The organism is Citrobacter sp. Res13-Sevr-PEB04-36 (assembly GCF_015672735.1).
Lineage (GTDB): Bacteria > Pseudomonadota > Gammaproteobacteria > Enterobacterales > Enterobacteriaceae > Citrobacter.
This window is the reverse complement of record NZ_JADABY010000045.1, coordinates 1-12,809: the sequence shown is the minus strand read 5'-3', so window position 1 is coordinate 12,809 and position 12,809 is coordinate 1. Positions and strand designations below refer to the sequence as shown.

General features: G+C 53.8%; 11 protein-coding genes. 4 read left to right on the top strand and 7 right to left on the bottom strand.

Annotated features, from left to right (window positions below; genetic code table 11):
* Window positions 1–19: 19 nt before the first annotated feature.
* From IMQ48_RS14030 to IMQ48_RS14010, 5 genes are all read right to left on the bottom strand, one after another.
* A complete protein-coding gene (locus IMQ48_RS14030) occupies window positions 20–1,300 on the bottom strand; it encodes an MFS transporter (RefSeq protein WP_196209524.1) in 1,281 nt (426 codons plus the stop codon).
* A gap of 64 nt (window positions 1,301–1,364) precedes the next feature.
* Window positions 1,365–2,303, bottom strand: coding sequence for a sugar kinase (locus IMQ48_RS14025; RefSeq protein ID WP_196209523.1), 939 nt, complete (start codon window positions 2,301–2,303; stop codon window positions 1,365–1,367).
* Window positions 2,304–2,306: 3 nt separating this feature from the next.
* The gene (locus tag IMQ48_RS14020; RefSeq protein WP_196209522.1) at window positions 2,307–3,056 is read right to left on the bottom strand and encodes a sugar phosphate isomerase/epimerase; all 750 of its coding nucleotides are present in this window, start codon (window positions 3,054–3,056) and stop codon (window positions 2,307–2,309) included.
* A 100-nt stretch (window positions 3,057–3,156) separates the two neighbouring features.
* Complete coding sequence (locus IMQ48_RS14015; protein WP_196209521.1) at window positions 3,157–4,173, bottom strand: substrate-binding domain-containing protein; 1,017 nt, start codon at window positions 4,171–4,173, stop codon at window positions 3,157–3,159.
* A gap of 146 nt (window positions 4,174–4,319) precedes the next feature.
* The gene (locus tag IMQ48_RS14010) at window positions 4,320–4,982 is read right to left on the bottom strand and encodes an OmpA family lipoprotein (protein WP_135323934.1); all 663 of its coding nucleotides are present in this window, start codon (window positions 4,980–4,982) and stop codon (window positions 4,320–4,322) included.
* Window positions 4,983–5,142: 160 nt separating this feature from the next.
* Here IMQ48_RS14010 and IMQ48_RS14005 point away from each other — a divergent pair, with 160 nt between their 5' ends.
* Window positions 5,143–7,476 carry a molybdopterin guanine dinucleotide-containing S/N-oxide reductase gene (locus IMQ48_RS14005; RefSeq protein ID WP_196209520.1) on the top strand — a complete coding sequence of 778 codons (2,334 nt, stop codon included), beginning with the start codon at window positions 5,143–5,145 and terminating at the stop codon, window positions 7,474–7,476.
* Here IMQ48_RS14005 and IMQ48_RS14000 read toward each other — a convergent pair.
* Window positions 7,445–7,885: an N-acetyltransferase gene (locus IMQ48_RS14000; protein ID WP_196209519.1), complete on the bottom strand. Its 441-nt coding sequence runs from the start codon at window positions 7,883–7,885 to the stop codon at window positions 7,445–7,447. The two genes, IMQ48_RS14005 and IMQ48_RS14000, sit on opposite strands and share 32 nt — an antisense overlap.
* Window positions 7,863–8,444, bottom strand: coding sequence for a DNA-3-methyladenine glycosylase I (gene tag, locus IMQ48_RS13995; RefSeq protein WP_196209518.1), 582 nt, complete (start codon window positions 8,442–8,444; stop codon window positions 7,863–7,865). Before tag ends, IMQ48_RS14000 begins: the two co-directional genes overlap by 23 nt.
* A 158-nt stretch (window positions 8,445–8,602) precedes the next feature.
* On the opposite strand from tag, the gene IMQ48_RS13990 reads away from it, so the two are divergent.
* The 3 genes from IMQ48_RS13990 to eptB all read left to right on the top strand — a co-directional run bounded on the left by IMQ48_RS13990 (window position 8,603) and on the right by eptB (window position 12,661).
* Window positions 8,603–9,307 (top strand): autotransporter outer membrane beta-barrel domain-containing protein, encoded by a 705-nt coding sequence (locus IMQ48_RS13990; RefSeq protein WP_196209517.1) that lies wholly within the window; start codon window positions 8,603–8,605, stop codon window positions 9,305–9,307.
* Window positions 9,308–9,557: 250 nt separating this feature from the next.
* Window positions 9,558–10,760 carry an MFS transporter gene (locus IMQ48_RS13985; protein ID WP_196209516.1) on the top strand — a complete coding sequence of 401 codons (1,203 nt, stop codon included), beginning with the start codon at window positions 9,558–9,560 and terminating at the stop codon, window positions 10,758–10,760.
* A 209-nt stretch (window positions 10,761–10,969) separates the two neighbouring features.
* Window positions 10,970–12,661, top strand: a complete 1,692-nt coding sequence (gene eptB / locus IMQ48_RS13980) for a kdo(2)-lipid A phosphoethanolamine 7''-transferase (protein ID WP_196209515.1) — start codon at window positions 10,970–10,972, stop codon at window positions 12,659–12,661.
* Window positions 12,662–12,809: the final 148 nt, after the last annotated feature.

The following is a 12,809-nucleotide window of genomic DNA, read 5'->3' as shown; positions in this document are numbered from 1 at the left end:
AATCTCCGTAAGTTAAAATTTAAGCGTGGCGTGCGCCAATGGGTAGTTGCTGATTATTAGCAGGCTTAACAATTAAAGTTAGCCACACTGAGACAAAAAGCGCCACCCCCATAAAAATGTACGAGGCGGACGGGCTGCCGGTGGTGCCATTAAGGTAGCCAACAAACCAGGAACCAAAGAATGAGCCGAGTGCGCCCATACTGTTAATCAGCGCCATTGCGCCTCCGGCGACGTTACGCGGCAGCATTTCAGGGATGATGGCGAAGAAGGGGCCATACGGGGCGTACATCGCTGCACCCGCAATTACCAGCAAGGTGTAAGACATCCAGAAGTGGTCTGCGCCAACGGCCCAGGAGCCAATAAAGGCACACGCGGCGATCAGTAACAGTGGCCAGACAAACAACTTACGGTTTTGCATTTTGTCGGAAGCCCATGAGGCCAAAATCATCGCGACGGTTGCAGCCAGATACGGGACCGATGAAAGCCAGCCCACTTCCACCATCCCGAGGTTGGTGCCGCCGCTGCGGATGATTGACGGCAGCCACAACACAAAACCGTAAACGCCAATACTCCAGGTAAAGTACTGCATACACAACAGGATCACATTGCGAGAGCGGAAAGCTTCACCATAGTTGCGTACGGCTTTAATCCCTTGTTGCTCTTGTTCCAGTTGCGCCTGCAGCGCGCTCTTTTCGGACTCCGTCAGCCAGCCCACCTGGGAAGGTTTGTCTTTGACCAGCACCCACCAGCAGAACGCCCAGATGACGGCTGGAAAGCCTTCAATGATGAACATTTCACGCCAGCCAAGCGCCTGAATCAAATAACCGGAAACGACGGACATCCACAGTACGGTAACGGGGTTGCCGAGAATAAGGAAAGTGTTGGCACGTGAACGCTCGGATTTGGTAAACCAGTTGCTGATATAAATCAGCATCGCGGGCATGACGGCAGCTTCTACGACGCCAAGAATAAAACGGATGGCGGCAAGCATGGGGATGTTACTGACCATGCCAGTCAGTGAGGCGCACCCACCCCACAGGATCAGGCAGATAAAAATGAGTTTTCGTACACTGCGGCGCTCGGCGTAAATTGCGCCCGGGATCTGGAAGAAGAAATAGCCGAGAAAAAACAGCGCACCTAGTAGGGAAGAGATCCCTTTGGTAATGCCAAGGTCCTCGTTGATGCCCGCTGCGGAGGCGAAGCTGAAGTTCGCGCGGTCGAGATACGCCAGGCTGTACGTGATGAACACGATTGGCATGATGTACCACCAGCGTTTTGCTGCATTGGTTGAGCTATTCATAGACTGCCCTCTGGTTATGCTGTTACGCCGCCTCTGTATGTAGGGTACAGAGTGGGTCGGGGGTTTATTCCCCTAATTGTTCACGTGTGGGTAATCCTTCACTGTCGCCCTGAACCTGTATGGCCAGGGCGCCAATTTTATTGCCTCGGGTCACCGCCTGATGCAGCGAGCGGCCTTCCAGCAGGGCGCTGATCACGCCCACGGCAAAGCCATCGCCCGCGCCGACGGTATCGACTACGTTGTCGACTTTTACCGGTGCGACGCAGCCCTGTTCGCCGTTGGCGGCTTTATACCAGGCACCATCTGCACCCGTTTTAACGATCACCGCCTTTACGCCGTGGCGCAGATAAAAGTCAGCGATGCCTTCAGGCGTCTGTTGTCCCGTTAAAATCATGCCCTCTTTTAACCCCGGCAGAACCCAGTCGGCCTGGAATGCGAGCCGGTTGAGTTTCTCCACCATCTCCGCTTCGCTGCTCCACAGTACCGGGCGTAAGTTGGGATCGAACGAGATGGTCTTACCCTGGGCTTTCATGGCGCGCGCGGTATGGGCCAGCAGTTCGTAAGAACTGGCGGACAGCGCAGCAGCCACACCGCTCAGATGCAGGTGGCGCGCGCTGGAAAAATACGCCTCGTGATAATCCTCTCTGCCAAGATGGCTGGCGGCTGAGCCTTTGCGAAAATATTCCACAATGGGATCGGTTCCATTTTCGACTTTAGATTTCAGCTGAAAGCCGGTTGCGTAGCGCCCGTCCAGGGTGACTCCCTGCGCATCAATCCCTTCTTTTGCCAGCGACTTAATAATAAAACGGCCAAAACTATCATTACCTACGCGACTCACCCAGCCGACCTTTAGGCCGAGGCGGGCAAGGCCGGTTGCCACGTTAAGCTCTGCGCCCGCGACCCGTTTGATAAATGTCTCTACATCCGCCAGCTCACCGGTTTGCGTAGCGACAAACATCGCCATTGCCTCGCCAATGGTGACGACATCCAGTGCATTTTTCATGTGTTACTCCTCGCGTAGCAGTTCGACGTAGTGACGGGTCACCGCCGCTAAATCGTGCCCTTCCAGGGGGAATTCAATGCCGCGCGGGACGTCCGTGGGCAGCGTGTTTAACAGTGCCAGCCAGCGCGGGTCTGCCCGATCGGGCGCAACGGCACGGAAGCTGTCGAGATGCGGAGTAGCGGCTTTCACATGGATATATCCCACGGTTGAGGCGAGCGCCTGCGCGGCTTCTTCGGGAGAGTCGCCGACCCACAACCAGTTGCCCATATCGAAGGTCAGGGATATCGGCAGGTTTTGCGTCTGACAGGCTTCGTTAAAGCGCTGCATCGGCTGCAGGCGTCCGCAGGCGGTCTGATCGTTCTCGACCACCATCTCCATTCCGCTGTTGTCGAGCCACTCACGCAATGTGTCGAACTGCCGGGTATGGGAAAAATGACCCAGGGAGACTTTTAACCATAGAGCCTGCAACTTTTGGGCTTCCTGAAGGAGCGCCGGCAGGTGGGGATTGAGATGACCATCTTGTAGAAACAGCGGTTCTGGCGCGGAGTAGCAGGCCAGCAGGCCGAAGATTTCAATGGCGGATGCCAGGGTTGGCAGCGTTTTAAGCTCGGCGTCACTCAGCATTTCACGGCGAATTTCAACGCCGTCAGCACCAGCTTCGGCAATTACAGGCAGCATGGCGGTTTGCCCGCCCGCTGCGCGTACCGGGTCATGGCCATAGGCCGCGGTGACCACCATAATTTTTCTTTTCATAGAAACTCCAAAATATGCGTTCTTGCTATAACGCTAGATGGAACCGGTTCCAATGAAAAGGCTATGATGTCGAATTTATGATCACCATCACGAAGGAAATTTAACGGGTAGTAGACCCGCGAACGATCAGCTCACCGGAGAAAACCTGTTCCTGAATGGCAGCCGATTTGCCATCGATCCGGCGAACAACTTGCTCGACGGCGGTATAGCCAATCTGCCAGGTGGGCTGTTTCAGGGTAGTAATACCGACGCCAGCCAATTCGGCCCATTCCAGTTCGTCAAAACCGAGCAGGCCGATGTCGCTGCCCCAGTTGAGGCCAATACGCTTCAGCGAGCGGGCCACCTGCAATGTGAGCGCGCCGTTGGCAGAAATAATGGCTTTACGCATTCCGCGATGCTGCTGATGAAACTGGCGTAGCGTGGCATCCAGTTGCGTGTTTTCCACCAGCGCAACTTCGGCATTTTCGGCGATAACGCCGGGATATCGTGCCAGTGTGGTGCGAAAGGTGCTCAGGCGCTCGCGCCGGGTGTTGACCATCCCCAACGGCTCGCTGAGGAAAAGAATGGCTTCGAAGCCTTGTTCGACCAAATGTTCTGTGGCAAGTGTCGCGGCCTGGGTGTTATCCAGGCCGACCATATCACAGGCGAAATCCGGAATTTTACGGTCAATCAACACCATCGGTAGTGCAGACTGTTGCAGGCGGTTCAGCCCTTCTTCGCGCATGCCGACGGCATTCACCACAATCCCCTCAACCTGATAGCTGCGCAGCAGATCGAGATAATGCAGCTCCTGGTCCACTTCGTTGTTGGTATTACAGACCAGCGGGGTAAAGCCTTTTTCGCGACAGGCCGCTTCGATACCGCTTAACACGTTAACGGAGTAGGGGTTGGTAATGTCGGCGATAATCAGGCCTATCAGGCGAGTACGGCCATGCTTCAGGCCTCGTGCCATCAGGCTGGGGCGATAGTCGAGTTCGGCAATGGCGTGTTCAATGCGGGCCAACAGCGCGTCGGAGAGCAGATGCTTCTCACCGTTGAGGTAGCGTGAAATACTGGTCTTACCCGTTTTTGCGGCTTTCGCCACGTCGCTGATGGTGGCACGTGTTGATTTGCTCATCGCTGATTTCCCTGAATTTAGTGTGAACACCTTAGCGTGAAAATCAACGATGGCAAGCGCTTCATACCGGGTGATACTGGCATAAAGCGCTTATTAAGGGGATTTTGTAGGCTGGATCAGGCGAAGCCACCATCCAGCACAAAACGTTACTGAATTGGGCTCAACGTGATCTCTACACGGCGGTTCTGCGCTTTGCCTTCCGCAGTGCTGTTGCTGGCTATTGGATTCGCCGGCCCCATTCCGCGGGTGCGGATACGGTTAGCTTCCACACCCTGAGTGATCAGGGAGCTGGCAACGGAGTCCGCGCGCTGCTGTGACAGACGCATGTTCAGATCCTGGCTGCCGGTGCTGTCGGTGAAGCCCAATACGTTGACCGCGGTTTTATTGTACTCTTTCAGTACCATTGCCACGCCGGTCAGGGTGTTTGCCCCGGCAGGTTTGAGGTTAGCGCTGCTGCTGTCGAAGGTGACGTTGTTGGGCATATTCAGAATGATGTTATCGCCACTGCGCGTCACGCTCACGCCGGTTCCCTGCATTTTTTCACGCAGTTTTGCTTCCTGCACGTCCATGTAGTAACCGATACCACCGCCAACGGCGGCCCCTGCTGCTGCGCCAATCAGCGCACCTTTACCGCGATCTTTCTTCGACGAGGAGAGCGCGCCAATGCCCGCACCCACCAGCGAACCAATGCCCGCCCCCATGCCGGATTTACCCGCTTCGCGCTCACCGGTGTAAGGGTTTGTTGTGCAGCCAGAAACCGCCAGGGCGCCGCTCACGATGGCAGCAATCACAAATACACGTTTCTTCATCTTAATTCCTTAATGACTTTTTTATTCTTTACCACAGCGACTGTGGCGGTTGATTATGACGTGTGAACATGAAGAAAATTCCAGGGAAGACTCTGAAATTTGTAAGTAACATTGAACGGCATAATAAATAAGCCGTCACATCGCATTCAGGAGCGCCATCTTGGCTAATTCACCCGCACATTACTCGGTATTAACCGCCGCCCACTGGGGACCCATTGTTGTTGAAACCGATGGCGACACGGTTTTCTCCTCACGTGGCGCACTGCCCACTTCACAGCCCAATTCGTTGCAGACCGTGGTGCGCGATCAGGTACACAGCAAAACGCGGGTGCGGTTTCCGATGGTGCGTAAAGGCTTTCTGGCCTCTCCGGAGAACCCACAGGGCGTGCGCGGGCAGGATGAGTTTGTCCGTGTCAGCTGGGATGAGGCGCTGAATCTGATCCATACGCAGCATAAGCGCATTCGCGACAGTTACGGTCCGTCCTCCATTTTTGCCGGTTCGTACGGTTGGCGTTCGAACGGCGTGTTACACAAAGCCGCGACCCTGCTGCAGCGGTATATGGCGCTGGCGGGCGGTTATACCGGCCATTTGGGGGATTACTCAACGGGTGCGGCGCAGGCCATCATGCCGTATGTCGTGGGTGGGAATGAAGTCTATCAGCAGCAGACCAGTTGGCCCGTCGTGCTGGAACACAGCGACGTGGTGGTGCTTTGGAGCGCGAATCCGCTCAACACCCTGAAGATTGCCTGGAACGCCTCTGACGAGCAGGGGCTCGCGTACTTTGAGGCGTTACGCAACAGCGGCAAACGCCTGATCTGCATTGATCCGATGCGATCGGAGAGCGTGGATTTCTTTGGTGACAAAATGGAGTGGGTCGCCCCGCATATGGGAACCGATGTCGCCCTGATGCTCGGTATTGCCCATACGCTGGTGGAAAACGGCTGGCATGACGAGGCGTTTCTTGCCCGCTGTACCACCGGTTATGAACGATTTGCCGACTATCTGTTGGGGAAATCCGACAATGTGGCCAAAACGGCAGAATGGGCTGCGGCGATTTGTGGCATATCAGCAGCGAAAATACGCGAGCTTACAGAAATATTTCACCAAAACACCACCATGCTGATGGCCGGATGGGGTATGCAGCGCCAGCAGTATGGCGAACAAAAACACTGGATGATCGTCACGCTGGCCGCCATGCTCGGGCAAATTGGTACGCCTGGCGGTGGTTTTGGTCTCTCTTATCATTTTGCTAACGGCGGCAACCCGACACGTCGTGCGGCAGTGCTCGCCTCCATGCAGGGTAGCGTAAAAGGCGGCACCGATGCGGTGGATAAAATCCCGGTTGCGCGCATTGTTGAGGCGCTGGAGAACCCAGGAGGGTTCTACCAGCACAACGGTATGGACCGGCATTTCCCGGATATTCGCTTTCTCTGGTGGGCGGGCGGGGCAAACTTCACCCATCATCAGGACACTAATCGTTTGATCCGCGCCTGGCAAAAGCCAGAGCTGGTGGTGATCTCCGAGTGTTTCTGGACCGCGGCGGCGAAGCATGCCGATATCGTCTTGCCTGCCACCACCTCTTTTGAGCGCAACGATCTCACTATGACCGGTGATTACAGTAACCAGCATCTGGTGCCGATGAAACAGGTTGTGACTGCACGCGGTGAAGCGCGTAATGATTTTGATGTTTTTGCTGAACTCAGCGAACGCTGGGAGCAGGGCGGGCATGCGCGGTTTACCGAAGGTAAAAGTGAACTGGAGTGGCTGGAGACCTTTTACAACATTGCCGGGCAGCGCGGCGCTAGCCAGCTGGTGACGCTGCCGCCTTTTGCAGAATTCTGGCAGGCCAATCAGCTTATTGAAATGCCGGAAAGTGCCGCCAACGCGCAATTTATTCGTTTTGCTGATTTTCGTCGCGACCCGCAGGCGCATCCGCTAAAAACTGACAGCGGCAAAATCGAAATCTACTCGCAGAGGATTGCCGATTACGGCTACGCGGATTGTGCGGGACACCCGATGTGGCTGGAACCGGAAGAATGGTTCGGCAATGCTGAACCCGAGCAAGTACAGGTGCTCTCGGCTCATCCGGCGCACCGATTGCACAGTCAGTTGAATTACAGCGTGTTACGCGAGCAGTACGCGGTGGCGGATCGCGAGCCAGTGACCATCCATCCGCAGGATGCGAAGGCGCGGGGCATTACCGATGGAGACACGGTCAGGGTATGGAACCATCGCGGGCAAATTCTGGCCGGAGCAGTGGTAACGACAGGTATCAAAGCGGGCGTAATTTGTATTCACGAGGGTGCCTGGCCGGATTTGGATCCATCCGCAGGCGGCATTTGTAAGAATGGCGCAGTGAATGTGCTGACCTGCGATCTCCCCAGCTCGAAGCTGGGGAATGGCTGTGCGGGCAACACTGCGCTGGCATGGCTGGAAAAGTACACCGGACCCGCATTGACACTCACAGCGTTTGATCCGCCTGCCAGTTCATAATCCACGTGGGATGATGCGTCTCTTCCTGCCATGCGCTGTCTTCAATACGAAAACCCAGCGCATGGTAGAAATTCACCGCCGACTGATTCTTCTGATAGACCTCAAGGCTGAGTAACGAAAAGTGCTGCTGGACGTACTGCACCAGTGCTTTGCCGATCCCGTTTCTGATGGCCACCGGCGCGACAAACAGGGCACCCAAAAAGCGCTCCTCCATTACGCTGGCGAAGCCTTTTAGCACTCCTTTTTCTTCCCAAACCCAGGTTTGTGCGGCGGGCAGGTAAACGTCGCGTACGATGGGTTCACTTTCGCGCCAGTAACGTTCTTCGATAAACGGGTGGGCATAAATAGTGCTTTCCATCCACAGCGCCAGAATCGGCGCCAGATCGTCAGGCGTTGATTGGCGAATCATGTTGACCCCCCGGGTAGCAAAGGCAGCTGGTGACATGGTCGTTGACTAGACCGCATGCCTGCATAAAGGAGTAACAAATGGTGGTGCCGACAAACTTAAACCCACGTTTTTTTAATGCTTTGGAAAGCGCGTCAGACGCAGGGGTAGAGGTGGGGATGTCGCTCAGGCTGGCGGCGCGCGTCAACTGCGGTTGGTTATCAACGAATGACCAGACAAACTCGCTAAACGGCTCGCCGTTTTGCGCCATCGCTAGGTACGCTCTCGCGTTGCCGATAATGGCCTGAATTTTTCCGCGATGGCGAATAATACCGGCATCCAGCACCAGCCTTTCCACATCGTCTTCGGTCATCGCGGAAACGGCGACGGGATCGAAGTGGTGAAAAGCATGGCGGTAGTTTTCGCGTTTTTTAAGCACGGTTATCCAGGATAACCCCGCCTGCTGACCTTCCAGGCAGATCATCTCGAACAGCTTTTGACCATCGGTTTCGGGGACGCCCCACTCCTTGTCGTGATAGGCAATGTATAGTGGATCCTGACTGACCCATCCGCAACGCTGCATATTCTTCCTCGCTGTTTTTACTGGCGTAAAAATTTCATTCGGCTCGCCTTGACGCGCCCGCTAAAAAGACAATATTTAATACAGGGCTGATGTGCCCGATATCCTTCATACAATGACAATAATATCGCCGAATTCGGCTCTTTTCTGGAGTCGCGTTGATGATTATAAGAAACAGTAGTGGTCGCCAGAGGTTCAGCCTTCTGGTGAGCGTCGTAGTCTGTGCGCTGTCCAGCAATACAGCATATGGCTGGCAACAAGAATATATCGTTGATGCTATGTCAGGTCATACGGCTGAACGTTATACATGGGACAGCGATCACCAACCACGCTACAACGACATACTCGAAGAACGCATTCGCTCCACGCAGAGCGTGGCAGGACCGGTGGTTAACCTCGCGGACCAAACGACACTGGATGCGACTAACGGTATGAGTATGGGCTGGAATATCCCCGTGTCCAGACAGGTAACGACCGGTCCGGTCGCTGCCGTGCATTATGACGGCTCGGCAACGTCTACCTATAACGAATTTGGCGACAGTGCGATGTCCGTCACGCAGACCGATGCGTTATGGCATGCCAGTGTTAGTACTTTAGGCTGGCGGGTGGATTCGCAATTTGGCGATCTTCGACCGTGGGCGCAAATCAGCTATAATCAGCAGTTTGGCGAGAATATCTGGAAGGCGCAATCAGGCCTCAACCGGATGACGACGGCGAGTCAGGACGGCAACTGGCTGGATGTGACCGTGGGCGCCGATATGCTGCTCAATCCCCATATGGCGGCTTATGCTGCGCTCTCTCAGGCGGAAAATAGCACCAATAACAGTGACTATATGTACACCATGGGGGTGAGCGCTAAATTTTAACGTGAATAGCGTAAATAAAACAACTTCGCTACATATTCAGATCAATAATCACCCGCGTCTCAGTGATAGCGTGTACTCACTTGTGCGAAAAAATTCAGTCCGCTGGCTTTTTGTCTCGTCATTCATTCCGCAATCCAGGCATTTCATTCCGTTCTGATGGCACTTCATGCCGTTTTCCCCAGGGCATAAATGCACTTCGGTATGGTTGTTGGCAGAGAATTTCCCATTTTGCTTATGCAGGAATACTGCCATGAAAACTTCTGATTATCAGCGTACCCGGTGGCTGACCCTGATCGGCACCATCATTACCCAATTTGCCTTAGGTTCGGTTTACACCTGGAGCCTGTTCAATGGCGCGCTTTCTTCAAAGCTGGATGCGCCGGTCAGCCAGGTGGCTTTCTCCTTTGGCCTGTTAAGCCTGGGCCTGGCGATTTCTTCTTCTGTCGCCGGGAAACTTCAGGAACGCTTTGGCGTGAAACGCGTCACCATGGCATCCGGTATCCTGCTGGGCGTGGGCTTCTTCTTAACCGCACATTCTGACAGCTTGATTATGCTGTGGCTGAGCGCAGGTGTACTGGTCGGTCTGGCAGACGGTGCAGGCTACCTGTTAACACTGTCTAACTGCGTAAAATGGTTCCCTGAGCGTAAAGGACTGATTTCCGCTTTTGCTATCGGTTCCTATGGCCTGGGCAGCCTTGGCTTCAAATTTATCGACAGTCATTTGCTGGAAACCGTCGGGCTGGAAAAGACCTTTGTTATCTGGGGCGCCATTGTGTTGGTGATGATCGTCTTTGGCTCTACGCTGATGAAAGATGCACCAAATCAGGAAGTTAAAACGGTGAATGGCGTGGTCGAGAACGACTACACTCTGGCGCAATCCATGCGTAAACCGCAGTACTGGATGCTGGCGGTGATGTTCCTGACCGCGTGCATGAGCGGGCTGTATGTCATTGGCGTGGCGAAAGATATTGCACAAAGTCTGGCGCATATGGATGTGGCGACGGCAGCCAATGCGGTGACGGTGATTTCTATTGCTAACCTGTCAGGTCGTCTGGTGCTGGGTATCCTGTCCGACAAAATTTCCCGTATTCGCGTTATCACCATTGGTCAGGTTGTCTCGCTGGTCGGTATGGCGGCGCTGCTATTCGCTCCACTGAACGAAGTGACCTTCTTTGCAGCGATTGCCTGCGTTGCCTTTAATTTTGGCGGCACGATCACGGTGTTCCCGTCCCTGGTAAGTGAGTTCTTCGGCTTGAATAATCTGGCGAAAAACTATGGAGTTATCTATCTGGGCTTCGGGATCGGCAGTATTTGTGGGTCCATTATCGCCTCCCTGTTTGGCGGTTTTTATGTGACCTTCTGCGTCATCTTCGCGCTGTTAATTATCTCGCTGGCACTGTCTACCACCATTCGTCAGCCTCAGCGTAGCGTATTTACCGAAGCGCACGCCTGATTCTATTAGCGATATGATTAATACCTGGCGCATATATTTACAAAAATATATGCGCCATTTGCATTCTTTATAAGCACTTTTGCACTTACCTGTGGTCTACTTACCCGCGCTCGTAGACATTCCATAATCTGCTGTTGTCGCATCTTTCACCTGCCCGGTCCAATTGATCCGTACGCAGGGCTTTTTATCCCGTTTTCCAGGTTTTATTGATGAGATATATTAAGTCGATGACGCAGCAGAAGCTCAGCCTCTTGCTGGCAATCTATATCGGTTTGTTTATGAACTCGGCTGTATTTTACCGTCGCTTCAGCGGGTATGCGTACGAGTTTACCGTCTGGAAAGGAATCTCTGCGGTTGTTGAATTAGCTGGCGCGGTGCTGGCAACCTTCTTTTTACTTCGTCTTCTCTCTTTATTTGGCCGACGTGCCTGGCGTGTACTGGCGACCTTCGTGGTGCTGTGTTCCGCTGGCGCCAGCTATTATATGACCTTCCTGAACGTGGTGATCGGTTACGGCATTATTGCCTCGGTAATGACCACTGATATTGATTTATCGAAGGAAGTTGTAGGCTGGCATTTAATCGCGTGGCTGGTTTCGGTCAGTATTTTACCGTTGCTCTTAATCTGGAGTAACCGCTGTCGCTACACCCTGTTAAAACAGCTGCGTACGCCGGGTCTGAGAATGCGCAGCGTGGCGGTGGTGGTGTTGGCTGGCTTGATTGTGTGGGTGCCAATTCGTCTGCTGAGCATGCATCAGAAAACCGTTGAGCGCGAAACCGGCATCGATTTACCTAGCTACGGCGGCGTCGTGGCGAACTCCTATCTGCCGTCAAACTGGCTTTCCGCGCTGGGACTGTATGCTTGGGCGCAGGTTGATGAGTCTTCAGATAACAAATCGCTGATGAATCCGGCGAAAATGTTCACCTACGTTGCCCCCAAGAATCTCGATGACACCTATGTGGTGTTTATTATTGGTGAAACCACGCGCTGGGATCACATGGGGATTTTTGGCTACGAGCGAAACACTACGCCAAGGCTGGCTCAGGAGAAAAACCTGGCGGCTTTCCGCGGATATTCATGTGATACCGCGACTAAACTGTCGCTGCGCTGCATGTTTGTACGTCAAGGTGGTGCAGAGGAAAACCCGCAGCGGACGCTGAAAGAACAAAACGTCTTTTCTGTGCTCAGCCAGTTAGGGTTTAAAACTGATCTGTACGCAATGCAAAGTGAGATGTGGTTCTACAGCAATACCATGGCGGAAAACATTGCTTATCGTGAACAGATTGGTGCAGAGCCGCGTAACCGAGGCAAAACGGTTGACGATATGCTACTGATTACCGAAATGCAGCAATCCTTAAAGCAGAATGACGGCGGTAAGCATCTGATTATTCTGCATACCAAAGGATCGCATTTTAACTACACGCAGCGCTACACCCGCGAGTATGCACAGTGGAAGCCAGAGTGTGTGGATGTCGATAGCGGGTGTTCGAAAGCCCAGATGATTAACTCTTTCGACAACTCGGTGACCTATGTCGATCACTTTATTACCAAAGTGTTTGATCAGCTGCGCGATAAGAAAGCGATAGTGTTCTATGCTGCTGACCATGGTGAGTCTATTAACGAGCGTGAGCATCTGCACGGTACGCCGCGTAAAATGGCGCCGCCAGAGCAGTTCCGCGTGCCCATGATGGTATGGATGTCGGATAAGTACCTGGAAGATCCCGATCACGCGAAGGCGTTTGCTCACCTGAAGCAAGAGGCGGATATGAAGGTGCCGCGCCGTCATGTAGAACTGTACGACACTATTTTAGGTTGCCTCGGTTATACCTCGCCAAACGGCGGTATTAACGAGAATAATAACTGGTGCAAAGTTCCTGACGGGCAGAAAGCTGCGGCTCAGTAACTGGCCTGCTGACTTTCTCGCCGATTGAATGGCATTTTGATACTAAGGGATTGACGGGCGCGTACCTGAGCAGTAAGATGCGCCCCGCATTCGGTGATTGGCGCAGCCTGGTAGCGCACTTCGTTCGGGACGAAGGGGTCGGAGGTTC

Coding starts and splice junctions, on each gene's coding strand:
- tag (WP_196209518.1), bottom strand. CDS start 8,444: ATGCAGCGTTGCGGATGGGTCAGTCAGGATCCACTATACATTGCCTAT.
- IMQ48_RS13985 (WP_196209516.1), top strand. CDS start 9,558: ATGAAAACTTCTGATTATCAGCGTACCCGGTGGCTGACCCTGATCGGC.
- IMQ48_RS14030 (WP_196209524.1), bottom strand. CDS start 1,300: ATGAATAGCTCAACCAATGCAGCAAAACGCTGGTGGTACATCATGCCA.
- IMQ48_RS14015 (WP_196209521.1), bottom strand. CDS start 4,173: ATGAGCAAATCAACACGTGCCACCATCAGCGACGTGGCGAAAGCCGCA.
- eptB (WP_196209515.1), top strand. CDS start 10,970: ATGAGATATATTAAGTCGATGACGCAGCAGAAGCTCAGCCTCTTGCTG.
- IMQ48_RS14010 (WP_135323934.1), bottom strand. CDS start 4,982: ATGAAGAAACGTGTATTTGTGATTGCTGCCATCGTGAGCGGCGCCCTG.
- IMQ48_RS14000 (WP_196209519.1), bottom strand. CDS start 7,885: ATGATTCGCCAATCAACGCCTGACGATCTGGCGCCGATTCTGGCGCTG.
- IMQ48_RS14020 (WP_196209522.1), bottom strand. CDS start 3,056: ATGAAAAGAAAAATTATGGTGGTCACCGCGGCCTATGGCCATGACCCG.
- IMQ48_RS14025 (WP_196209523.1), bottom strand. CDS start 2,303: ATGAAAAATGCACTGGATGTCGTCACCATTGGCGAGGCAATGGCGATG.
- IMQ48_RS13990 (WP_196209517.1), top strand. CDS start 8,603: ATGATTATAAGAAACAGTAGTGGTCGCCAGAGGTTCAGCCTTCTGGTG.